18 protein-coding genes are annotated in these 23,298 nt (G+C 59.7%); 13 read left to right on the top strand and 5 right to left on the bottom strand.

What is annotated here, in order from left to right:
* Positions 1 to 5: 5 nt before the first annotated feature.
* Positions 6 to 752, bottom strand: a complete 747-nt coding sequence (locus QD409_RS02830) for a polysaccharide deacetylase family protein (protein WP_092845368.1) — start codon at positions 750 to 752, stop codon at positions 6 to 8.
* Positions 742 to 1,839 carry a glycosyltransferase family 4 protein gene (locus tag QD409_RS02835; protein ID WP_092845370.1) on the bottom strand — a complete coding sequence of 366 codons (1,098 nt, stop codon included), beginning with the start codon at positions 1,837 to 1,839 and terminating at the stop codon, positions 742 to 744. Before QD409_RS02835 ends, QD409_RS02830 begins: the two co-directional genes overlap by 11 nt.
* 200 nt (positions 1,840 to 2,039) lie before the next feature.
* Between QD409_RS02835 and QD409_RS02840 the strand changes: the two genes are divergently transcribed.
* Both QD409_RS02840 and QD409_RS02845 read left to right on the top strand, forming a co-directional pair.
* The gene (locus QD409_RS02840; RefSeq protein WP_092845372.1) at positions 2,040 to 3,764 is read left to right on the top strand and encodes an adenylate/guanylate cyclase domain-containing protein; all 1,725 of its coding nucleotides are present in this window, start codon (positions 2,040 to 2,042) and stop codon (positions 3,762 to 3,764) included.
* A 90-nt stretch (positions 3,765 to 3,854) separates the two neighbouring features.
* Entirely contained in the window at positions 3,855 to 4,733 is an 879-nt protein-coding gene (locus tag QD409_RS02845; protein WP_092845374.1) for an FkbM family methyltransferase, read from the top strand.
* 2 nt (positions 4,734 to 4,735) lie between these two features.
* On the opposite strand, the gene QD409_RS02850 is transcribed toward QD409_RS02845, so the two are convergent.
* Entirely contained in the window at positions 4,736 to 5,215 is a 480-nt protein-coding gene (locus QD409_RS02850) for a class I SAM-dependent methyltransferase (RefSeq protein ID WP_092845376.1), read from the bottom strand.
* A gap of 144 nt (positions 5,216 to 5,359) precedes the next feature.
* On the opposite strand from QD409_RS02850, the gene QD409_RS02855 reads away from it, so the two are divergent.
* The 11 genes from QD409_RS02855 (at position 5,360) to QD409_RS02905 (ending at position 21,609) form a co-directional block, all read left to right on the top strand.
* Complete coding sequence (locus tag QD409_RS02855) at positions 5,360 to 6,535, top strand: DUF3095 domain-containing protein (protein WP_092845378.1); 1,176 nt, start codon at positions 5,360 to 5,362, stop codon at positions 6,533 to 6,535.
* 375 nt (positions 6,536 to 6,910) lie between these two features.
* A complete protein-coding gene (locus QD409_RS02860; RefSeq protein WP_092845380.1) occupies positions 6,911 to 8,248 on the top strand; it encodes an adenylate/guanylate cyclase domain-containing protein in 1,338 nt (445 codons plus the stop codon).
* A 160-nt stretch (positions 8,249 to 8,408) separates the two neighbouring features.
* Positions 8,409 to 10,319, top strand: a complete 1,911-nt coding sequence (locus QD409_RS02865) for an ABC transporter ATP-binding protein (protein WP_092845382.1) — start codon at positions 8,409 to 8,411, stop codon at positions 10,317 to 10,319.
* The gene (locus QD409_RS02870; protein WP_092845384.1) at positions 10,313 to 12,229 is read left to right on the top strand and encodes an ABC transporter substrate-binding protein; all 1,917 of its coding nucleotides are present in this window, start codon (positions 10,313 to 10,315) and stop codon (positions 12,227 to 12,229) included. Before QD409_RS02865 ends, QD409_RS02870 begins: the two co-directional genes overlap by 7 nt.
* Positions 12,222 to 13,220, top strand: a complete 999-nt coding sequence (locus QD409_RS02875; RefSeq protein WP_092845386.1) for an ABC transporter permease — start codon at positions 12,222 to 12,224, stop codon at positions 13,218 to 13,220. The genes QD409_RS02870 and QD409_RS02875 overlap by 8 nt, the downstream gene beginning before the upstream one ends.
* Positions 13,217 to 14,392 carry an ABC transporter permease gene (locus tag QD409_RS02880; RefSeq protein ID WP_092845388.1) on the top strand — a complete coding sequence of 392 codons (1,176 nt, stop codon included), beginning with the start codon at positions 13,217 to 13,219 and terminating at the stop codon, positions 14,390 to 14,392. Before QD409_RS02875 ends, QD409_RS02880 begins: the two co-directional genes overlap by 4 nt.
* 101 nt (positions 14,393 to 14,493) lie before the next feature.
* Entirely contained in the window at positions 14,494 to 15,708 is a 1,215-nt protein-coding gene (locus tag QD409_RS02885; RefSeq protein ID WP_092845648.1) for a glycosyltransferase family protein, read from the top strand.
* 17 nt (positions 15,709 to 15,725) lie between these two features.
* Positions 15,726 to 16,985, top strand: coding sequence for a glycosyltransferase family 4 protein (locus QD409_RS02890; protein WP_092845390.1), 1,260 nt, complete (start codon positions 15,726 to 15,728; stop codon positions 16,983 to 16,985).
* Positions 16,982 to 18,127: a glycosyltransferase family protein gene (locus QD409_RS02895; RefSeq protein ID WP_092845650.1), complete on the top strand. Its 1,146-nt coding sequence runs from the start codon at positions 16,982 to 16,984 to the stop codon at positions 18,125 to 18,127. Before QD409_RS02890 ends, QD409_RS02895 begins: the two co-directional genes overlap by 4 nt.
* 238 nt (positions 18,128 to 18,365) lie before the next feature.
* Entirely contained in the window at positions 18,366 to 21,080 is a 2,715-nt protein-coding gene (locus QD409_RS02900; RefSeq protein ID WP_092845392.1) for an ABC transporter ATP-binding protein, read from the top strand.
* 52 nt (positions 21,081 to 21,132) lie between these two features.
* Positions 21,133 to 21,609, top strand: a complete 477-nt coding sequence (locus QD409_RS02905) for a cyclic nucleotide-binding domain-containing protein (protein WP_004124544.1) — start codon at positions 21,133 to 21,135, stop codon at positions 21,607 to 21,609.
* 90 nt (positions 21,610 to 21,699) lie between these two features.
* Here the strand turns inward: QD409_RS02905 and QD409_RS02910 are convergent, their stop codons facing one another.
* Together QD409_RS02910 and QD409_RS02915 are read right to left on the bottom strand one after the other, a co-directional pair.
* Positions 21,700 to 21,933: a hypothetical protein gene (locus QD409_RS02910; protein ID WP_139115038.1), complete on the bottom strand. Its 234-nt coding sequence runs from the start codon at positions 21,931 to 21,933 to the stop codon at positions 21,700 to 21,702.
* 49 nt (positions 21,934 to 21,982) lie between these two features.
* On the bottom strand, positions 21,983 to 23,125 hold the full coding sequence (locus QD409_RS02915) for a fumarylacetoacetate hydrolase family protein (protein ID WP_092845396.1): 1,143 nt from the start codon (positions 23,123 to 23,125) through the stop codon (positions 21,983 to 21,985).
* Positions 23,126 to 23,298 lie beyond the last annotated feature (173 nt).

The raw sequence follows: 23,298 nt of genomic DNA on the forward strand, positions 1-23,298 counted from the left end.
CGGCGTTAGTGAACGAAGTTGCCGACCGGCCGCCATTCTATGGCGGCATGGCCGGCCGTTTCCTCGAACAGCGTCTCGATGAAACTCCAGGCAAGAGCGTCATGCACGAGATGATGTGTCATCACCCCAATCGGCTCGTCATTGCCGTCAAAGCGGTTTTGAAGTTCTTCCACCAGGCGTCCGATGATTTCGGCATGCGATAAGCCTCCGCGCACGCCATGCCATCTCATGATGTCGATATGCGTGTTGATCAGGCCGATAGGGGCCTGTTTTGCCAATCCGAAAACCGAGACGGCGCGATAGCCGAAGGGGGCGAGATGCGGCAGCAGCGCATCGTCGATCCGGTTCCACGGCGGCACGAGCAGCGGGACGAACTGCTGGGGATAAAGGGCTTTCAGCTTGTCGAAGCCCCGATGAAGTTCGTCGAGCACGACCTCTTGCGGTCGGTGCAGGCCAAGCTCCTGCTTCTTGGTATCATCCGGGGCATAGTTCCGGTGCGTCCAGCCATGCACCGTGGCGGTGATGCGGTTTGCATGCGTCAGTCGTTCGGCCAATGCTTGCCCGGTCGGGCCTGGAATGATCGCAAGCGTCATCGGCACCTCGAAACGATCGGAGAGCGACAGCAGGCGATCGAGGGCAGGGGTCGGCTCGATCGCGTCGTCGTCACGGAACCAGAGTTTTGCCTTTCGTCCCGCCTTGCTCCATCGCTGCAGCTCGGAGCGCAGGGGCTGCCATTCGGCTCTATCGCTCATAATAGGTATCTCCCAAATATTTTCGAAGAATGGTTTCCAATCGCTTCGACGCGGCGGTCAGGGACCGCTCCTGATGAACGAAGTCATAGGCTGCATCTGCCATGGCCTGCCGCCTGTCCGGATCGTTTAAAAGCTGGGCGATGGCGTCGGCATAGGCGCCCATATCGCCTTCCGGCGTCAGCAACCCCGTCCTATTAGCCATCACCACTTCCGGCACGCCTGCCGTCGCCTGCGCGACGACGGGAAGGCCTGCGGCCTGCGCCTCCAGATAGGCAAGGCCATAGGCCTCGTTGCAGCCGGGCCAGACATAAAGGCCGGCTGTCGCAAGCTCCGCTGCGATCTCGGATGTGGAGCGCTCTCCGCGCCAGATGATCCGACTTTCGTCAAATGTGGAAAACAGCGACCTGACCTCGGTCCGCATCGGTCCGTCGCCGATGATGGTTAGGGTCCAATCCTGGTCGCGGATCAGATCGAGCGCGCTTGCCAGCATCGCATAGCTGTCGAATTTATCGCCTTTGCGCAGCATGGCCACGGCAATCAACCGCCGCGGATCGGGGTTAGAGCGGGCAAAGGGCGCGGCGTCGATGAAAGGCAGGAAGCGCTCGTAACGGCCGTCGGGGATGGCGTCCAGCAGACCGATCCGATCCCGTTCGGTAAAGCACAGATTGACGGCGGCGAGCCGAACCGCATCGGCGATGAGGCGCTGGTTCTCATCCCAGCCATTGGCATCATGGCGTCGAGAATAAGACGCTTCCGCGGTAACATAGGGAATGCCGATCCTGCGGGCGATCTGCGGGCCGAGGAGATCGGGCGTCTTGTAGTAAGGATGATAGGTGAACCACAGGTCAGGGGTGGGCTCATTCTGCCATCGGCCAAGCAGCCGGACTATTTCGCTTTCACCCTGCCGGGAAATTTCCGCTCGCGGAGCGGCTTCAGGGTTTGGCGTGAAACTGCGCAATTCGGAAGCGATTTCGACCCGATGTCCCGCCATTTCCAGCGCTGCGATGATCTGCCGGGCCATCAACCTGTCGCCGGATGGGACCGGATGGCCGGGCGATTTCAGCGGAGCGTAGAAAGCGATCTTCATGATGCCGGCACACGGTTGACGATTAAGTGATGATGGAAGCCTGAATCGTGAAAGGATTGCCCGAATTCCGACCGGTTGCGTGACAATAAGGTGCCTGCTTCAAAACGCCGCATGCTCGACAGTATGCAGCGTTGCGGCTAGATGAATAGGCGATAGCCGTTTTCGCTTCTGTTGTGAACGGGCAATATACATTGGGTACGATGACCATCGAGGCAAGAAAGCCAATCATTTCCGATCGCCTTGTGCGAAAGCTGCGACTTGGCTCGGGTTTGGTCGTTTTTACCTTCGTGATCATGCATCTGGCCAACCACTCCCTCGGGTTGATCTCGCTCGGTGCAGCCGAATCTGCGCAGCATTGGTTCATGGCGGTCTGGCGCAATCCGGTCGGAACCGTGCTTCTTTATGGAGCACTGATTCTCCATATCCTGCTCGTGCTGCGAACGCTTTACAGGCGCAGAACGCTGGTCATGCCCGCCGGCGAAGCTTTTCAGATCGTGACCGGTCTGCTGGTGCCCCTTCTCCTGATCGACCACATCGTTGCGACGCGCATCGTCCATGACGTCTATGGCTATCACGATTCCTACAAGGCGATCGTGCGCAGCCTATGGGTGACGACACCGTTCAACGGTGTGCGTCAGTCGCTCGTGCTCCTGATCGTTTGGCTGCATGGATGTATCGGCGTTCATTTCTGGCTGCGCTACCGCCCTTGGTATGCGGCGATCGCTCCCGTGATCCTGTCGCTCGCTATCGTTCTGCCGGTTCTCGCCTTGCTCGGCTTCGCGGCGATGGGCAAGACCGTGGCACATGAAGTCGCTCACGAGGATGAGCGCGGCTATCGCGGCGGCTATTACAGCGACGTGCGGAGTTATGGCGAGACTGGCTCCGTGCCGGGTAGTCAGATGGCTGAAGCCTTGTGGCCATATCGGGCCGGGTTCTATGGCGCCTTCAGCCTGTCGATCGTTGCTCTCTTCGGTTTCCGCACGCATCGCAGATTGCGCGAGCGGCTATTCCAGGTCGCGATCCGTTATGCCGGCGGCGAGGTCGTACACGCGCCGCGCGGCTTCAGCGTCCTGGAAGCGAGCCGCCTCGGAGGCATCCCGCACTATTCCGTCTGTGGCGGCAAGGGCCAGTGCTCCACCTGCCGCGTCCAGATCATCGATGGCGCCGAGAACCTGCCGCCGCCGGAAGCCTTGGAGCAGAAGACCCTGAACCGCATCGGCGCTACGCCGGATGTCCGTCTTGCCTGTCAGCTGCGGCCCACCGGAAATGTCAGCGTCGTGCCGCTCCTGACGCCGATGGCCGAAGCGGCCATCCCGGTCTATAGCCACGCCGCCAGCCCCGGCCGTGAACGAGAAATCGTCGTGTTCTTCTGCGATCTCCGCCATTTCACCGCGCTGACGGAATCGCGCCTGCCTTTCGATATCGTTTTCCTGCTCAATCGCTATTTCGCTATCGTCGGACGCATCATTGAGGAGAATGGCGGCCGGATGGACAAGTTCATCGGCGATGGCGCCATGGCCCTGTTCGGTCTTCGCACCACCCCCAAGGAAGCCAATCGTCAGGCGTTGAAAGCGGCTGCCGCGATCGTGCGGGAAATCGACAAGCTCAGCGCCGAACTCGCCGACGAGTTGACCACCCCTCTCGAAATCGCCATCGGCCTGCACGCCGGTTCGGCGGTGGTCGGTTCGATGGGATATGGCAGCGTGAAGAACGTGACGGCGATCGGCGATACGGTCAATGTCGCCAGCCGCCTGGAGAGCGTCGCCAAGGAGTATAACAGCGCCTTGGTCTTTTCCGAGCCGGTGGCCCAGCTTTCGGAGATCGACGTCGCTGGCGTCGAAAGCCGCGAGATTGCCGTTCGAGGCCGCGGCGAGCCCTTGCGGGTCTATATCGTTTCGAAGGAAGCGAGCAGCCGCTTTGTCTGATGTCTCAAGTCAGGCCGTGCAGTCTGATGCAGCGTGCGATCCCGTGTCCCCCGTTTGCAACGGGAAGGCGCTGGTGTAGGGATAGCGCCCATGTTCGACGGCAAGATCCTCACGAGAAAATACTGGAAACGCGCCTTCCGCAGAAAGCGGGATGCGATCGCGACGCGCCTGTTTAATACCCGCCTCGGTCGGGATATCCTCGTGAGTGCGCTTGGTCCGCGCGTCAAGACGATGACGGTGGATTGCGGCGATCACGTCATGAGCTTTTCGCCGGCCGATTACATCGGCCGCAAGGTCTTTCGGAAGGGGCATTTCGAGCGCGACCATGTCGACCGGCTGCTGAGCGTGCTGCGCGAGCGTGGCCTGTTGCGCAAGGGGTCGGCCTTGCTGGAACTCGGCGGCAATATCGGCACGCAGACCTGCTATTTCGCTCTCAGCGGCGTCTACGGGCGCATCGTCAGCGTCGAGCCGGACCCGCGCAATTTCCGGCTGCTATTAACCAACATTGCTGACAACGGCTTTCAGGCCGCCGTGACCGTGGTCAATTGCGCCGCTGGCGATCGCGCTGGGCAACTCGATTTCTATCTGAATCACAAGAACCACGGCAAAAGCAGCGCTCTGCGCCAGAGCGCAAGCGACGAAAAGATCTCGGTTCCCGTCCGGCCTGTCGCCGATATTCTGATGCAGGCCGGTGTCGATCCCGCCGATGTCGGCCTGATCTGGATGGATATCGAGGGTTACGAGCCGGTCGCTTGCCGGTCGATGCGGATGCTGATGGCCCGCAAAGTACCGCTCTACATGGAGTTCACGCCCGCCTTCTACGGCCAAGAACAGGCCGCGGCCTTCGTCAGTGATCTCGCCAGCCACTACAGCGACTGCTTAGCCTTTCTCGAAGGCCGCGAGGAGACGATGAAGGTGGCTGATCTGCCGACAAAGGGTGAGCAGTTCGACGTCCTGTTTCTGGGCTGAAGCTATTCGCGTCGATAGATGAAATAGCGTCCTGCCTTGACGGTATCCGGCAGCGGCAAAGCTTGGAGGTCGGGATGGTCGAGTGGGAGGCCGCTGACCGCAAGTCCGCCTGGCGCCAGAACGCCGGCCATGATACCGGGCAGCCAGGTGAGTGTGACCGCATCCTTGTCTTCGTAGCCGGTGCCGATATCGGCATGGGCAAGCGAGGCTCCTGCCCCAACGAAGCCCCCGACCGTGTCCTTGATTTCACCGAGAACGAGATTGTCGGCTGACGGCATGGAAGGACCGTAGGCGTTGGCGGCCCGGTCGAAGGCGATAATGCGGCGATCTGGGAAGAGTTCGCGCAGGTGATCGAAAGTGCGGCCATTGCCCAGACCGAGCTCTAGTACCGGGCCCTCAAGCAATCTGACCTGATCGGCAACGGCATTGAGAATATCGCGCTGCGCGCTCAGGCGGCGAATGAAACTATCCAGGCGGCTCATCGTATCTGTTATATCCTTGGCGTTTTTGATGCCTCTGTCGCTCGCAGTAGCACGGCCGGCATTGTCGGTCGACCGCCCGCTGGTTTTTCGGCATGTTTGCTGTAGGGATAGAGTGTTGCGGTGCTCATGAAAGGGGGAGCAGTCATGGTCGAGATACCCAATGACGATTTCTTCCACAAGCTGACGGCTTTTACCCGCTTCGAGGGTGTGACCGACAGCGCCAATTATCGGCCTCTTCCGGATGATTGGCTGATTGCGATCGCCGACATCGTCAGCTCGACAAAGGCAATCGCGGCAGGCCACTACAAATCCGTCAACATGGCGGGCGCAAGCGTGATCTCCGCCGTGCTCAACGCACTCGACAAGGGCGACTATCCCTTCGTTTTCGGCGGCGACGGCGCACTGGTTGCCATTCCGCCGACGGGAGAGGCACGGGTGCGACCGGCCCTTGCGGCAGTGCGCAGCTGGGTCAAGGAGGAATTGCAGCTCGATCTGCGTACCGCGCTCGTGCCGATGTCGGCCGTTCGCAGCGAGGGGCTGGATGTCATGGTCGCCCGCTTCAGCCCCAGCGAATACGTGTCCTATGCCATGTTCTTCGGGGGTGGCACGAGCTGGGCCGAAAAGCAGATGAAGGCGGGCAATTTCATCGTGGAGCCGGCGGCGCCGGAAGCCAGGCCTGACCTGACCGGCCTGTCATGCCGCTGGAATCCGATCAAGGCCAATAATGGTGAAATCGTCTCCATCATCGCTGTTCCCGGCGATATCGGTAACAGCGTGAAATTCCAGCAACTCGTCGCCGATATCATCGCCATTTCCAGAGAAGAGAGCCGCGACGGCCATCCGGTACCGGCCGAGGGGCCGACACCGTCGCTGGTCTTCGACGGAGTCGATATAGAGGCACGCGCTCAGGCGCCGGCTGCCGATCGCTGGTGGCGCAAGCTAGCCATCGACGCGCAAGTTGTTCTCGTCTACATCCTTGATAAGTTCGGGCTGCGCGTTGCGTCTTTCGACGCGAAGATCTACAGGCGTGACTTGGCCGCCAACTCCGATTTCCGCAAATTCGACGACGGCCTGAAGATGACCATCGATGTCGATGCCGACCACCTCTCGCGCATCGAGGCGAGGCTGCGCCAGGCAGAGGCGGAAGGCGTCTGCCGCTATGGTCTGCATCGGCAGGACAGCGCGCTAATGACCTGTTTCGTGCCGACGCCGTTGATGCGCGATCATATGCATTTCATCGACGGGGCAAGCGGCGGTTATGCGATGGCCGCCATGGCAATGCGGGGCAAGAAGCCGCCTGAGTTTGCGGTCGGCGGTTGATTACGCAGATTCCGGGCGAGCGATACATTTCGTCGGCTATTTTGCCACGGAAGCAATTTTATCGAGCCAACGTGTCTTTTGCCCATTGTTTCAGCGATATGTTCGCCTTATCTGAAGGAGAACAAAACGAGAGTCGGCGATTTTGGCCGCTGTCTTTTGCCGCATTTCGACGGCGTCGAGCGCGCGAAGAAGTGCAGCCAATTTTTACAGCGTTGGTGCAATCCTGGGCTTTCGCGGAGGAGTGCCGCTGCGTCATATGATTGTTTCATCCGACCCAACTGGGCCGGAGGCACTGCGGAGGGCAGCCTGGGAACTTGGTCGCCGCTGCTTTGCTGGGCGACGCGTCGATAATTGCAAAGATAGGCCGCGGGGATAATGACTGCTCATTCGACTGTTTCCGATATTCTTCTCGACAAGGTTGCAGAGTGGTTGACCCAGGCGGCGTTGACCGGGGAGAACCTTGAGACCATCGTTCGGGGGTTCTGCGAGCGCATGGCGGCTACCGGGATGCCGATCAATCGGGTGCACCTGACCTTCTCGATGCTGCATCCGCTCTATGACGCGCTCGGCTTCACCTGGCGGCGAGCCGGCGGGCTGACGATCGAGGGCTACAGGCATGTGAACGAGAAGCCCGAACGCTTCGTACAGAGCCCCTATTATTATCTGCTGTCGAATAATCTTCAGCACTTGCGCCGTCGGATCGATCTGGACGGCGCCATCGAATTTCCGATTTTCGAGGATTTGCGTAAGGAGAAGGTCACCGATTACCTGGCCTTCGTGCAGACCTTCGGCGCGGGTTCGGTGCAGGGCATGATGGGCTCCTGGTCCACCGACAGCATCGGTGGCTTCAGCGAAGATATGATCGGTGCGCTGATGCGCATCCAGAATCATCTGGCCATGGCTGCCAAGATGGCGGTCCTTGGCAGGCTCGCCAACAACATGCTGACGACCTATCTCGGCGGCGACGCCGGCAAGCGCGTGCTGAACGGGCAAATCCGCCGTGGTGATGGTGAGACGATCCGTGCCGCATTGGTCATGGGCGACATGCGGCAATCCACCGTCTATGCCGAGAAAGAAGGGCGGCAGGCCTATATCGATACGCTCAACGAATTCTTCGACGCGATCGCTGCGCCATTTAATCGCAATGGTGGCGAAATAATGAGTTTCCTCGGCGATGGATTTCTGGCCGTCTATCCTTGCGGCCGGCACAAGGATCCGTCGAAAGTGGCCTGCGAGGCGGCGCTATCGGCTGTCTTCGAAGCGCAGCGTCGCGTCTCCGCCTTGAACGAGGAGCGCCAGTCACGCAATCTGAGCGCCGTGCGCTACGGGATCGGCCTGCATGTCGGCAATGTCATGTTCGGCAATGTCGGCTTGAAGGACCGGCTGACCTTCTCGGCCTTCGGTGCTGCCGTCAACGAAGTGGAGCGGCTGCAATCCCTGACGAAGAAATATGCGACCGAGGTCGTCGCAAGCCAGGCATTCTCCGGCTACACGGACTGCGAATGGGGAACGCTCGGGGAGGAGAAGCTGCGCGGCGTGCGTCAGCGCTTTACCGTCGTCTCTCCGAAGCCCGCAACGGCGGCCAGCCGCGTGGCGGATATCTTCAGCGATGCGGAGACGGATGGGTTATCCGAGGCGGAGCAGGTCATTCTGTTGCACAGGGATGCCAAGAAGTTCGAAAGCCATCTTCAAGTCGATAGGTTCCGGCCCTGACTGTTGCATTCTGCCAGTTCAGCATAAGCCCATATATCACTGGAAAGACGACAGTTTTTTAACAGCCCCACCACTACTTTGACAAGCTGGACACCTGTTCTGGCCTACGTTAGTGTGCCGTATAAGGCCACAACGGTCAGGTGAGTGGGAAGTAATATGTATGGCGTCAGGGACTGATCTGCTGCGTATCGAGAACCTCGACGTCTCGTTCTCGCTTTATGGGGATAAGCTGAATGTCGTCAAGAATGCCGGCCTGAGGGTGCTTCCCGGCAAGGTTACGGCATTGGTCGGCGAATCCGGCTCAGGAAAGTCGATTATCAGTCAGTCGATCATGGGCATTCTTCCCGCTGCGGCAAAGGCAACGGGACGTATTCTCTTCACCGATCCGCTCGATGGCCAGACAACGGACCTTCTCCAGCTGCCGCGTGATGGCGTTGAGATGCGCAGGCTGCGCGGCGCACGCATGGCGAAGATCTTTCAGGAGCCGATGACCTCGCTGTCGCCGTTGCACACGGTCGGCAATCAGATCAGTGAGGCGCTCCGCATCCATCGTCCCGGCATCAGCAGGGCGGAGCAGCGCGAAATGACCGAGGAGATGCTGGGCCTCGTCGGCTTTCAGGATCCCTACCATACGTTCAACATGTATCCCTTCGAGCTTTCGGGGGGCATGCGTCAGCGTGCGATGATCGCCATGGCGTTGATTTGCAACCCGGCGCTGCTGATTGCAGACGAGCCGACGACGGCGCTCGACGTCACCATCCAGGCGCAGATCCTCGGCTTGCTGCGTAATTTGCAGCAGAGCTTCAACATGGCGATACTGTTGATCACCCATGATCTTGGCGTCGTTGCCAACATGGCCGATGAGGTCGTTGTCATCTATCACGGCGAGATCATGGAGGCGGGGCCGGTCGATACGATCTTCCGCAAGCCGCAGCATCGCTATCTGAAGGCTCTGATGTCGGCCGTGCCGCATTTCGACATGAAACCGGGCGAGCGGCTGAAGGCTTTGCGCGAGGTTCCCGTCAATCTCGGCACATTCTCCGGCAAGAAGAAGCTCATTGGCAGCAGCCCAAGGACTTCGGGCACGGCGCCCGAAGTCCTGCTCAGCGTGCGCAACCTGACCAAGACCTATACTTCGAAGGCCGGTGGGCTGTTCGGTAAGCGGGATGGCACGAAATTCCGCGCGGTGGATGACGTCAGCTTCGATATTCGCCGCGGCGAATGTCTTGGTCTGGTCGGCGAAAGCGGCTGCGGCAAGACGACGGTGAGCAAGATCCTCATGCGGGCGATCAGGGCCGACAGCGGCTCCGTCAGCTTCGACGACGGCGGCGGCAAGATCGATGTGCTCGCCGTCAAGGGCAGGGAGTTGATGGATCTGCGCACGAAGATACAGATGGTCTTCCAGGATCCTGTCTCGTCGCTCTCGCCGCGCATGACCATCCGCAATATCCTAAGCGAGCCCCTGGAAATCCACGGGCATGGCGACAGCGACGAACGCAAGGAGAAGGTCAAGGCGCTGATGCAGGCGATCGGGCTCGATAAGCACTATCTGAGCCGCTATCCCCACAGCTTTTCCGGCGGCCAGCGCCAGCGCATCGGCATTGCCCGTGCCTTGGCTCTCGGGCCGAAGCTTCTGATCCTCGATGAACCCGTCTCGGCGCTCGACGTCTCGGTCCAGGCGCAGATCCTCAATCTTCTCAAGGATCTGCAGAAGGAGCTCGGCCTGACCTATCTGTTTATCTCGCATAACCTTGCCGTGGTCGATTACATGGCCGATCGGATTGCCGTCATGGCGCGGGGCCGCATCGTCGAAATCGCACCGCGTGAGATCATCCTGCGCGAACCCGTCCATCCCTACACGCGCTCGCTGCTCGCCGCCGTGCCGTTCCCCGATCTCGACCGGCCGCTGGATTTCTCGGCGCTGAACAGCGAGGGTCCGGCAGCCAGGCAGAAATGGGGGCCGCAATTCTCGGAAAGTGCGGATGCGGATCTCGCCTATGCCGATTTGGGCGGCGGTCATTTTGTTCGCGCCCGCCGGGGTGTCGATGCCCAGGAGTTGCGCAAATGGTAACTCGCAGAACTTTTCTTGGCCTGCTGGCCTCCACGGTGCTTCCTGCGCCTCTTGCCGCAGCCGATGTCGACAACGAGCCCGAATATCTCGCCGATTGGCTGAGAGCCGGCCAGTTGCCGCATCTCGCCAAGCGCCTGCCGAAATTCCCGCGCGTCGTCAACGTCGCCGGCATGGGGCGTGCGCCAGGCCACTATGGTGGCTCGGTGCGCACCATCATCGGCAGCCAGAACGATATCCGTTTCATGACGATCTACGGCTATGCCCGTCTCGTCGGCTACGATCGCAACCTGACGCTGCAGCCGGATATTCTGGAGTCTTTTTCCTCCGTCAATGACATGGTTTTCACCTTCAAGTTGCGCGAAGGGCATAAATGGTCGGACGGGCATCCCTTCACCGCCAATGACTTCCGCTACTGGTGGGAAGATGTCATCCTCAACAAAGAGTTGACACCCGGCGGCGGGGCCCTGGAGCTGCGACCGCACGGCAGCCTGCCGCGTTTTGAGATGCTCGACGAATTGACGGTGCGCTATTCCTGGGATGATCCCAATCCGGGTTTTCTGTCGATTCTTGCCGCCCCGCAGCCGCTGGTCATCGCCGGCCCGGCGCATTATCTCAAGCAGTTCCACAAGAAATACCAGGACAGCATTCGCCTTGCTTCGCTGATGCAGGAAAACCGGGCGAAGAAGTGGCAGGACCTTCATATCAAAATGGGCCGCTCGTACCGGCCTGAAAATCCCAATCTGCCGGTACTTGACCCCTGGAAAAACACGACTGCACCGCCGGCCGAGCAGTTCATATTCGAACGCAACCCTTATTTTCATCGCGTCGACGAGAACGGGCGGCAGCTGCCCTACATCGACCGCCTGATCCTGAACATCAGCTCGTCGTCGATCATCGCCGCCAAGACCGGTGCGGGAGAGAGCGATCTTCAGGCAACCGGCATAGACTTCAGCGACTATACCTTCCTGAAGGAGGCGGAGAAGCGCTATCCGGTCAAGGTCAATCTGTGGAAATCGGTGCGCGGCTCGCGCGTCGCGCTGTTTCCAAATCTGAACAGCGCCGATCCCCTCTGGCGGGATGTCCTGCGCGATGTCAGGGTGCGCAGAGCCATGTCGCTGGCGATCGACCGCCATGAGATTAACATGGCCGTCTTCTACGGCCTTGGCACGGAGAGCGCGAACACCGTCCTGCCGGACAGCCCGCTCTTCAAGCCGGAATATGCGTCGGCCTGGATCGCGCACGATCCGGATCAGGCCAATGCTCTCCTTGATGCAGCCGGTCTCGCCAAGCGCGACGAGGACGGCATCCGCCTATTGCCGGATGGGCGTCGGATGGAGATCACCGTGGAAACGCCGGGTGAAAGCACGCTTGATTCCGACGTCCTGGAACTGGTGACCGATCACTGGCGCAAGGTCGGCATTGCGCTTTTCACACGAGTCTCGCAACGCGATGTTTTTCAAAGCCGCGCCATGGGCGGGCGCATTCAGATGTCGTTGTGGTACGGCCTCGACAATGGTGCGCCGACGGCGGACATGAATCCGGCGGAGCTGGCACCGACGACCAACGACCAGATGCAATGGCCGCTCTGGGGCATGTATTACCTCTCGCGCGAGACGAAAGGGGTTGCGCCGGACGTTCCGGAAGCGGCCAAACTCGTCAAGCTGCTTCATGAGTGGGAGGCGGCCGCCTCCTCCTTCGAGCGTGCCGAGACCTGGCACAACATGCTGGAGATCTATACGGACCAGGTTTTTTCCATCGGGCTCGTCAATGGCACGCTGCAGCCGATCGTTCACTCGTCGCGCATGCAGAACGTGCCTGATAAGGCGCTCTATGGCTTCGCTCCGACCTGCTATCTCGGGGTCTACATGCCAGACACCTTCTGGATGAAGGAGGATCGTCCCAATGCTTAGATATATCTTCTGGCGCATTGCGGTGATGATCCCGACGCTGATCGTCATCTCCATGCTGGTCTTCACCATCATCCAGCTCCCGCCTGGCGATTTCTTCGAAAGCCAGATCGCCGAGCTGCGCGCTCAGGGCGAGACCGCGGACCTTCAGAAGATTGAGGAGCTTCGCCACGAATATGGGCTCGACCGTCCGCTTCCGGTTCAATATCTCCGCTGGGTCGCCGGCATGCTGCAGGGCGATTACGGCTACTCTTTTGAATATCAGTTGCCGGTATCGGATGTGGTCGGCGACCGCCTGTGGCTGACCATTCTGGTGTCGATGACAACAATCCTCGTGACGTGGCTCATCGCCTTCCCGATCGGCATCTATTCGGCCACGCATCAATATAGCTGGGGCGATTACGGCCTCACCTTTCTCGGATTGCTTGGCATCGCCATCCCGAACTTCATGCTGGCGCTGATCCTGATGTATTTCGCCAATGTCTGGTTCGGCGTGTCGGTCGGCCATCTGATGGATCAAAAATACCTGTCGCAGCCGATGAGCTGGGAAAAGGCGCGTTCGATCTTGGCGCATCTGTGGATCCCCGTCATCATCGTCGGCACGGCGGGGACGGCGGGTATGATCCGCCGCCTTCGCGCCAACCTGCTCGATGAAATGCCGAAGCAATATGTCATCACCGCGCACGCCAAGGGCCTGCATCCGCTGAGGGCGCTGGTCAAATATCCGTTGCGCATGGCGTTGAACTTCTTCGTCGCCGATATTGGTTCCATCCTGCCGTCGATCATTTCCGGCGCCGAAATCACCGCCATTGTGCTGTCGCTTGAGACGACCGGGCCGATGCTGATCCGTGCCTTGCAGAGCCAGGACATGTATCTTGCCGGCTCGTTCCTGATGTTCCTGGCCTTCCTCAACGTTATCGGCGTGTTGATTTCCGATATCGCTCTCGGCTTTCTCGATCCCCGCATCCGCTTGCAAGGCAGGAGCACAAAGTGACCGCACCCCTGCCAAGCCCTGGCGCCCCACTGGAGCATTATGTCTCGAGCGCGGATTTCGATCCGGATCAGTTCGAGGCCATGTCCGCTGGCCAGCAACGCTACTACATGGCCTCTCAAAAGAAGCTGATGTGGTGGAAGTTCAAGAAACACAAGCTCGCGCTCGCATCCGGCATCTTCCTGGCGCTGATGTATGGGATGATCCTGATCGTGGAGTTCGTGGCGCCCTACGGGCTGCACAGCCGCAACGTCGACTATATTCATTCGCCACCGCAGGCGATTCACTTCTTCGACAAGGGCAACTTCGTCGGGCCGTTTGTCTATGGCCGCAAGATGACACTCGATATCGACACGCTGCGCAGGAGCTATACCGACAACACATCGGACGTGCAGCCCATCCGCTTCCTCTGTCGCGGCGATGCCTATCGCTTCTGGGGGCTGGTGGATTCAAACGTCCATCTGGTTTGCCCGGCCGTCGGCGGCCAGATGTATCTGCTGGGAACGGACCGGCTCGGCAGGGACGTGCTATCGCGGATCATTTATGGCGCGCGCATTTCTTTGACGATCGGGCTGATCGGCATTGCCATCAGCTTCGTGCTCGGGATCGTCATCGGCGGTCTTGCGGGATATCACGGCGGCTTGTTCGACCTGCTTGTTCAGCGCGTGATCGAAATCCTTCAATCGATACCAAGCTTGCCGCTATGGATGGCGCTAGCCGCGATCATGCCGGTAAGCTGGAGCCCGATCATCGTGTATTTCGGCATTACCATCATTCTCGGCATTCTGGACTGGACGGGTCTTGCGCGTGCCGTTCGCTCCAAGCTTTTATCGTTGCGCGAGGAAGACTATGTGCTTGCCGCCCAGCTGATGGGCGCACCGACAAGGCGCATCATCGGCCGTCATCTTGTGCCGGGCTTTATGTCGTATCTGATCGCTGCGGCGACGACCGCGGTTCCTCGCATGATTCTCGGCGAGACGGCGCTGAGTTTCCTCGGATTAGGCCTGCGCCCGCCGATCACGAGCTGGGGTATTCTGCTGACCGAGGCCAAGGACGTCAGTGTGATCGCCTTCTATCCGTGGCTTCTTTTCCCGATGATCCCGGTGATTTTGGTCATTCTGGCGTTCAACTTTTTAGGAGACGGCTTGCGCGATGCCGCCGATCCCTACAAATAGCAGGGTGAATGGCGAAGACAGGATTGCAATTCGAGGAGCGGACGCGGATGTCGTTTGCCGACATCCGCGTACATGACTTTCATCCCCCAGAGGTTTTGCCCATGAAGCGGCGCTTAGAAGATGCTCGAATCCTCATGTATAGCCACGACACGTTCGGTCTCGGCCATCTCAGACGATGCCGTACGATCGCACATTCTCTCGTGGAGGATTATCGCGGGCTGAACGTATTGATCATTTCCGGCGCGACGATCGCCGGTGCCTTCGACTATCGGTCGCGCGTCGATTTCGTCAAGGTGCCGAGCGTCATCAAGCTGCGGGACGGCGAATATACCTCGATGGCAAGCCATGTCGCTCTTCAGGAAACGCTGAAGATGCGGCAATCGATCATTCGCCACACCGCAGAAACATTTCAGCCCGACGTCTTCATTGTCGACAAGGAGCCGATGGGGCTCAAGGGCGAAATCGAAGAGACGCTGACCTATCTCAAGGCGCGGGGCACGACACTTGTTCTCGGCATGCGCGACGTCATGGATGCACCGCACCTTTTGGATGCGGAATGGAAGAAGAACAACGTCCTGCACAAGATCGACCAATTCTACGATCGCGTCTGGGTCTACGGTCCGCCGGATTTTCATGATCCGCTCGTCGGTCTCGACGTTCCCATGGGCGTACGCCGGAAGATGGAGTTCGTCGGCTTCCTGCAGCGCAGTGTTTCCACCCTCGGCACGAAGTCGGAACATGTGCCGGATGAGGATTATATCCTGGTCACGACGGGCGGCGGCGGCGATGGCGCGGACCTGGTCAGCGATGTCCTCGGCGCCTTCGAGCACGACGAAACCCTGACGCACAAGACGCTGATCGTCCTCGGCCCCTATATGCCGGCTAAGGAGCGAAGCCAGCTCTTGGAACGCGCAAGCAGGATTGCCTGTCTGCAGGTGATCGAGTTCGACAACAAGATGGAAGAGCTGATCGCCGGCGCAAAGGCCGTCGTTGCCATGGGCGGCTACAATACCTATTGCGAGATCCTCTCCTTCGACAAGCCGGCGCTGATCATTCCACGCACCCGGCCGCGCGAGGAGCAGCTGATCCGAGCGCAGCGGGCAAGCGAGCTCGGTCTCGTGGATATGCTGCTGCCCGAGGAATCCGCGGATCCGAAGCAGCTTGCCGCGGCCTTGAAGCGGCTGCCCAACCGTGCACCGCCATCGGCGAGCAGCAGCAGTATGCGCCTTGAAGGGCTGGTGCATATTTCGCGCACCGTCGGCGAGTGGTTCGATGATCGCGAGCGCTATACGCCGCTGTCGATCGTTGCCGAGTAGATCGTCGGGACTCGTCGATGCGAAAGAAAATACTGGTAGTCCTCAAGGGCTATCCCCGCCTGTCGGAAACCTTCATCGCGCAGGAACTTCTCGGCCTGGAAAAGGCCGGGTTCGACCTGACGCTGATTTCGATGCGAAAGCCGACGGACAAGAAGCGCCATCCCGTGCATGACGAGATCAAGGCGCGCGTGGTCTATCTGCCGGAGTATCTGCACAACGAACCCTTAAGGGTCCTGCGCGCCTTCTTTGCTAGCCTCGGCAAGCCGGGATTCAAGCGGCTGCTGAAGCAGTTCTGGGCGGATCTCAAGCGGGATATCACGCCGAACCGCGTGCGCCGCTTCGGTCAGGCATTGGTGCTGGCGCATGAATGGCCTGACGGGGGCGGATGGCTGCATGCGCATTTCATCCACACGCCAGCTTCCGTGACTGCCTATGCCAGCATCATGACCGGCATTCCTTGGACCTGCTCGGCGCATGCCAAGGATATCTGGACCTCGCCGAACTGGGAGCTTTCGGAAAAGCTTGGTCGGGCCCGTTGGACGGTGACCTGCACACGCAATGGCTTCGAGCACATGCGTGATCTGATCAAAGTGGATGATAAGGTCTATCTGAGCTATCACGGCTTGGATCTCGACCGCTTCGGACCTTTTGCCGGCGAACATTCCAACCGCGACGGCACCGAGACGTCCGATCCCGCCTTCGTCCTCAGCGTTGGGCGCGCGGTGGAGAAGAAGGGGTATGACGTGTTGCTGAAGGCGCTGGCACTGTTGCCGGGCGATCTCAGCTGGCGTTTCACCCATATCGGTGGCGGCGACGGCCTGTCTAAATTGAAGGTACTGGCCGAGACGCTCGGTATTGCCGATCGCATCACCTGGAAGGGAGCGTTGGCACAGGAGGAGGTGCTGGCGCATTACCGCCAGGCGGATATTTTCGCGCTCGCCTGCCGCGTGGCCGCCGATGGCGATCGCGACGGTCTGCCGAATGTGCTTGTCGAGGCGTCCAGCCAGCGCCTTGTCTGCATCTCAACCAATGTCTCGGGCGTTCCGGAACTGCTCGATGACGGCGAAAACGGCCTCGTGGTTCCCACGGAAGATCCCCAGGCGCTTGCGGCGGCGCTGGAGCTTGCGATCCGCAATCCGGCGCTGCGCCACCGGCTCGGTGATGCGGCTGAGCGGCGGGTGCGCGAGCATTTCGACCATCATGCCAGCATTCGGCAATTGACACGGCTGTTCGAAGAGCAGTGGCAAAAGGAAGATCAATGGCGGAAATCCGCATGACAGCCACGCATGCCAGCCCCTTGCGCATATTCTTCTACGTCCAGCATCTGCTCGGCATCGGCCATCTGGCCAGGGCCAGCCGCATTGCCAGCGCCATGGCGAAGGACGGCTGCCAGGTGACGGTCGTCACAGGCGGTATTCCGGTGAATGGCTTTCCCGGCAGCGACGTGACCTCCGTCACGCTGCCGCCGGTAGTCGCCAGCAGCGCCGGCTTTTCCGGGCTTGCCGATCAGTCCGGCAACCCGGTCGATGAGGCGTTTCTGGCACGCCGTTGCGAGCTTCTGCTCGAAGCGTTTCGGCGGGCCGAGCCGGATGTCGTCATCATCGAAGCCTTCCCCTTCGGACGGCGGCAGATGCGCTTCGAGCTGCTGCCCTTGCTCGATGCCATCGCCAAGGCCGATCGCAAACCGCGGCTCTACACATCGGTACGGGATATTCTACAGCAGCAGAAGAAGCCGGGGCGCGACGAGGAGACAGTAGGGCTGCTTCGCGATCATTTCGACGGCGTTCTCGTTCACGGTGATCCTCATTTCATTCGGCTGGAAGAAACCTTTCCTCTGACCGCATCCATCGCCGACAAGATCGCCTACACTGGGCTTGTTGCGCCGGCGCTCCCCCCGGAGCCCGCCGAGAGCTTCGATATGGTCGTGTCGGCTGGCGGTGGTGCCGTCGGGCGCGACCTCATCCGCGCATCGCTCGAGGCCGCAAGCCGTGTGGCGATCGACCGCCGCTGGCTGTTGGTGACCGGACCGAACTTGCCGGAACAGGATTTTGCCGATCTGGCCGCCGACGCGCCCGAAAATGTCGAGCTCGTCCGCTTCCGCAAGGATTTCCCGTCCTTGCTGAGAGGGGCGGAGCTGTCGATTTCCCAGGCGGGCTACAATACGGTCGGCGACCTCCTCGTTGCCGGCTGCCGCGCCATTTTGGTGCCGTTCACGGCCGGCGGCGAAACAGAACAATCGGTTCGGTCCGAGCGACTGGAAAAGCTGGGTCTGGCACTCGCTTTGCCGGAAGCGGGACTGACGACGGATTTGCTCGTCACGGCGGTCGAGACGGCGCTGTCACGGCCCAAGCCGAATAGCCCCGACATCGATCTTAGCGGAGCGGCAAGGACCTCGGCCATTGTTCGCGGCGCCGCGTGACGGACAAGGCGGGACGCCGATCGTGATGACCCGTCGATTTATGCTCCTGGATTCCTGCAATCTTGTGATATAAATCAAGAAATCGATGAATCGGGAGGAGCGTGGACGAAGGACCGGGCGGAGTCCCTTTTCACAATGGGGCCACGTATCCACAACAAACTCACCCTGTATTTCTGCAACAACGGTGCCGGCATCCGGTCGGCGCTGGGCGTTTGAATCTGAAAGCCTGCAATAAGCGATGGAAAAAAGCCTAGCGCGATATATTTGGTCGAATACCCGGCTGGAGCAGGTTTGGATCCTGCTGGTCGTTGCGGCTTCGATGATCCCTTACTTCCTGTCCTTCGACCTGCCGAAGCAGATCGTCAACGGGCCGATCCAGGGTAAGGGTTTCGAGCATCCCGGCGACACACAGACGTTCATGCACATCGCCTTCGACGTGCCGTTGATCGGCCATATCGTGTTGTTTCACGGCATACAGCTTACCCGTATGTGGATGCTGGTCGCGCTGAGCCTGGTGTTCCTGGCGCTCGTCGTCCTCAATGGCCTCTTCAAGCTCTATATCAACACCTATAAGGGCCGGCTCGGCGAGCGCATGCTGCGTCGTATCCGTTTCGAGTTGATCGATCGGGTATTGCGGTTCCCACCGGCGCTTTTCAAGCGGGTGAAGCCCGCTGAGATTGCCACCATGATCAAGGATGAGGTGGAGCCGATGGGCGGCTTCACGGGCGATGCCTTCGTGCAGCCGGCGCTCCTGGGCGGTCAGGCGGTCACCGCTCTCATCTTCATCATCATGCAGAATTTCTGGCTGGGCATGATCGCCGCTGGCATCGTCGCCGTGCAGGCGATCGTCATTCCCCGCATGCGCAAGCGGTTGCTGGAGCTCGGCCGCCAGCGGCAGCTGACGGCACGCGAGCTTTCCGGCCGCGTCGGCGAGATTGTCGATGGTATCGGCACCATCCATGCCAACGACACGACGAACCTGGAGCGCGCCGACATCGCCCACCGCCTCGGGCTGATCTTCTCGATCCGCTACGATCTCTATCAGTGGAAGTTCCTGGTAAAATTCATCAATAACTTCCTCGCACAGGTCACACCCTTCCTGTTCTATCTGGTCGGTGGCTTCCTCGCCTTGCAGGGGCGTTTGGACATCGGTCAGCTCGTCGCCGTCATCAATGCCTACAAGGACTTGCCAGGCCCCCTCAAGGAGCTGATCGACTGGGACCAGTCGCGCCAGGACGTTCAGGTCAAGTACAATCAGGTGGTCGAGCAGTTCAGTGTCGACCAGCTGATCGATCCGAAAATTCAGGTCGTTTCGCACGCACCCGCAGGCCGCATCACCCATTCCCTGGTTGCGACCAACGTGACTGTCGTCGATGACAGCGGCGCCCGCGTGCTCGATCACATCTCGGTCGAGATCCGTCCCGGAGAAAGGGTCGCGGTCGTTGGCGACAGTGGCGCCGGTGGCGAATATCTGGCCGAAGCATTCGGCAGGCTGGTCTGGCCCGATAGCGGTCGCGTCTCGATTGACGGGCGTGACCTATTGGAATTGCCGGAGTCTCTGACCGGAAGGCGCATCGCCTACGCATCCTCCGAAACCTTCTTCTTCCACGGCACGTTGCGCAGCAATCTTCTCTATGGCCTCAAGCATGCTCCGCTCATTCCTCCCGTCTATGACGAGGAGGAGGCCACTAAGGCCAAGTGGCGCATGAACGAGGCACGGCGCGCGGCCAATCCCGAGCTGGAGCTCAACAGCGATTGGGTCGATTATGCTGCGGCAGGCGCGACTGGTCCGGACGATATCTATTCGGCTATCCGCCCGGTTCTGGATGCCGTTGCCATGTCGCAGGACATTTTCGACATGGCGTTGCGCTCGAATGTTGATACGGCGACACATCAGGATCTGACGTCGCGCATCGTCGAACTGCGTCAGGCATTGCGGCTAAGGCTGCAGGAGGAGAAGCTCGAGGATCTCGTCGTTCCCTTCCAGTTCGATGCCTATAATCCGCAAGCGACCGTTGGTGAAAACCTGCTGTTCGGCACGCTGAAGCGGCCGCAGATGACCAATCGCAAGCTTGCAGCGCATCCGTATTTTCGGCAATTGTTCGCAGAAACGGGGTTGATTTCCGACCTCTACGATATGGGTCTGGAGATAGCAGAAAACGCCGTCGAACTCTTCACGGATCTTCCGCCGGACCATCCCTTCTTCCAGCAGCTGACCTTTATGACGGCGGAGGATATTCCGACCTATGAGGCGCTGCTGCAGAAGCTGAACGGCAAGGGCTATGAGGCGGCGACCGACGACGAACGCTCCGCGATCATCCGTCTAAGTTTCTCCTACATCGAGCCTCGCCACCGTTTCGGTCTTCTGACGCAGATGCTCATGGAGAAGATCGTCGAGGCGCGCGCGAAGTTCTATGAGAACATTCCGGCGGATCTTGCCAGCGTCATCGAGCGCTATGATCCGGAACGCTTCACCGCTTCCGCGACCCTGATGGACAATGTGCTGTTCGGTCGCATCGCGCATCAGCAGGCGAATGCCCCCGAGCAGATTCACCAAATCATGTATGATGTGTTCGGGCGTCTCGGCATGCACGATGGCGTTCTGTCGATCGGCCTGGATTTCGATGTCGGTTCGGGTGGCAAGCGCCTGACGAATGTGCAGCGTCAGAAGCTCAATCTTGGACGCGCGCTGTTGAAACGGGCGGATTACATCATCTGCAATCGTCCTCTGCCGGCGCTCGACCATCGCATTCAGGACCAGATTGCGAGAGCCATCCTCGGTGATCTCGACAATGGAGGCCATGCGCCGGCGATCATCTGGGTCCTGTCCAATCCGAGTTTTGCGGAGCTGTTCGACCGTGTGCTGGTCTTCGATCACGGCAGCCTTGTCGAAAGCGGATCGACCACCGATCTTTTAGAGAAAAACGGTATGTTCAAAGAACTGTTATCGTAATATTCTATCTGCACAGTGGCGTCTGGGGCCGAACACTGGGGGTTTGAAGCTCATGCTTCTGAAAGATGAAGTCGAAATGCTGAAGCGGGTGCCGATTTTTTCGCGCATCGCACCTGCGAAGTTGAAACTTTTGGCGTTTACGTCAGATCGCGTTAGCTACAATGCTGGCCAGATCCTGTTTCATCAGGGCGATCAAGGCGACGCGGCCTATGTTGTTCTTTCAGGAACTGCTGATATTCTCGTCGATAGCCCAGCCGGCGAGATCAAAGTTGCCGAAGTCGACCTCAACTCCATCGTCGGCGAAATTGCCATCCTCTGCGACGTCTCCCGTACCGCGACCGTGAAGGCCACCTCGAAGCTGGAGGCATTGAAGATCAGCAAGGAGCATTTCCTGAAGCTGCTCAGCGATTTCCCGGAAATGGCCGTCGAGATCATGCGCGTTCTTGCCGATCGTCTGAACCATACGACCTCCGAACTCACCGCCGTTCGCAGCCGTTTGAGCCAACCGCAGCCAATGTCCACGCATTGAGGCGGGACGATCCCCCTCGTTCGGCTAAAATTCCTTGCGAAGAGCGCTGCGTAATCCAACCCAGATCGGACTACGCTTATCCTTCGCCTGCTAGTAGGCGATAAAGAAGGTCGAGATCAGAAGCGTGATCCCGACCCAGCCGATGAGAAGCAGGCGCCAGGTCGCCTTCATCCTTCCCCGAACGAAAGCCTTTCTCGCTGCCTTATCAGTCTTGAAAGCCGGATTGCTCGCGGCTTGGACATTCGTTGCGACGATGCGACGCCATCCGCCGCCGATCCCGATAATTGCGAGGATGAGGCATGCGATGCGAACAATATCGATCATTCCGAACTCGCTGAAAAAGACCATTGCCAAGCGTCGGCCGTCTGGCTTTTCAAATCAATCCACGCCGTGCCAGATTGCGCATCAGGTGAGAGACGCCAAAGGTCCATGGCGGGCATTCTGTCGATAGAAGCACACGGTTCCGCAAGGCGCCCAACCTATCGTTGGAGATGGTGACGATGTCGCCAACCTTGTGGGTGAAGCCTTGCCCGGGAGTGTCACGATCTTCGACGGGTGCAAAAAGTGTTCCCATGAACAGCACAACGCCGTCGGGATATTGGTGATGGCGGCCGATGGTCTGCGAGACGAGATCAAGGGGATCGCGGCTGATTTCCTTCATCGACGAGCGGCCGTGCAATACATAGCCGTCCTCGCCCTCGACCTTCAGGTCGAGATCGGCATTGCGCACATCATCGAGCGTATAGGTTTCGTCGAAGAGGCGGATGAATGGCCCGATAGAGCAGGAGGCGTTGTTGTCTTTTGCCTTGCCGAGCAGCAGTGCGGACCGTCCTTCGACATCGCGCAGATTGACGTCGTTGCCGAGCGTTGCGCCTTTGACCCGGCCCTGGCTGTCGACGGCAAGGACGATTTCCGGTTCCGGATTGTTCCACTTGGAGATCGGATGCAGGCCAACGTCCGCGCCCAGCCCGACCGAGGACATCACCTGCGATTTGGAAAAGACCTCAGCATCGGGACCGATGCCGACTTCGAGATATTGCGACCAGACACCTTCCTCGATCAGCGCGGCCTTGACCTTGGCGGCTTCAGGCGAGCCGGCCTTGAGGTTGCGCAAGCTGTCGCCGATCAGCGCGGTCACCTTGCCGCGGATCGCTTCGGCAAGATCCGGATTGCCGGCTGCGCGCTCCTCGATGACGCGTTCGAGCATCGAGCGAGCGAAGGTGACGCCGCAGGCTTTGATCGCCTGCAGGTCGACTGGAGCGAGAAGATGAATGGTCGCACGATCGGCCTTTGCTGCGAGCAAGTCGTCAAGCTTTGCGACCGCTTCGCCCTGCTGCGCGCGGACGAAAGCGACCGCATCGTCTTTCTCCAGAAGGTCGCGCGCAGTCGGCGCCTCTTTCGAGGTGATGTCGTAAACGGTGCCATCCTGGACTGTGACGAGAGCAGGGCCTTCGACATCGGGGCGCCAGATACGTCCAATAAATGTACCGGTACTGAAAATGTCTGAATTGGCCATGTCTTCGATCTCCCCAAAACTCCGACCCGTTTCTAGCGCAGTCGGTCCGGCTTTGCCATCCGGCGTCTGTCGGTAATTCAGCGTGTTGCGGACATTTGTTTTCTGCCGGTGGGCCAAAGACATAAGGCCTCGCGGCAGCGCCGCGAGGCCCCTTGGGCCGCAAGCCGGGAGAG

Source organism: Rhizobium sp. BR 315 (genome assembly GCF_050577975.1).
GTDB lineage: Bacteria > Pseudomonadota > Alphaproteobacteria > Rhizobiales > Rhizobiaceae > Rhizobium > Rhizobium miluonense.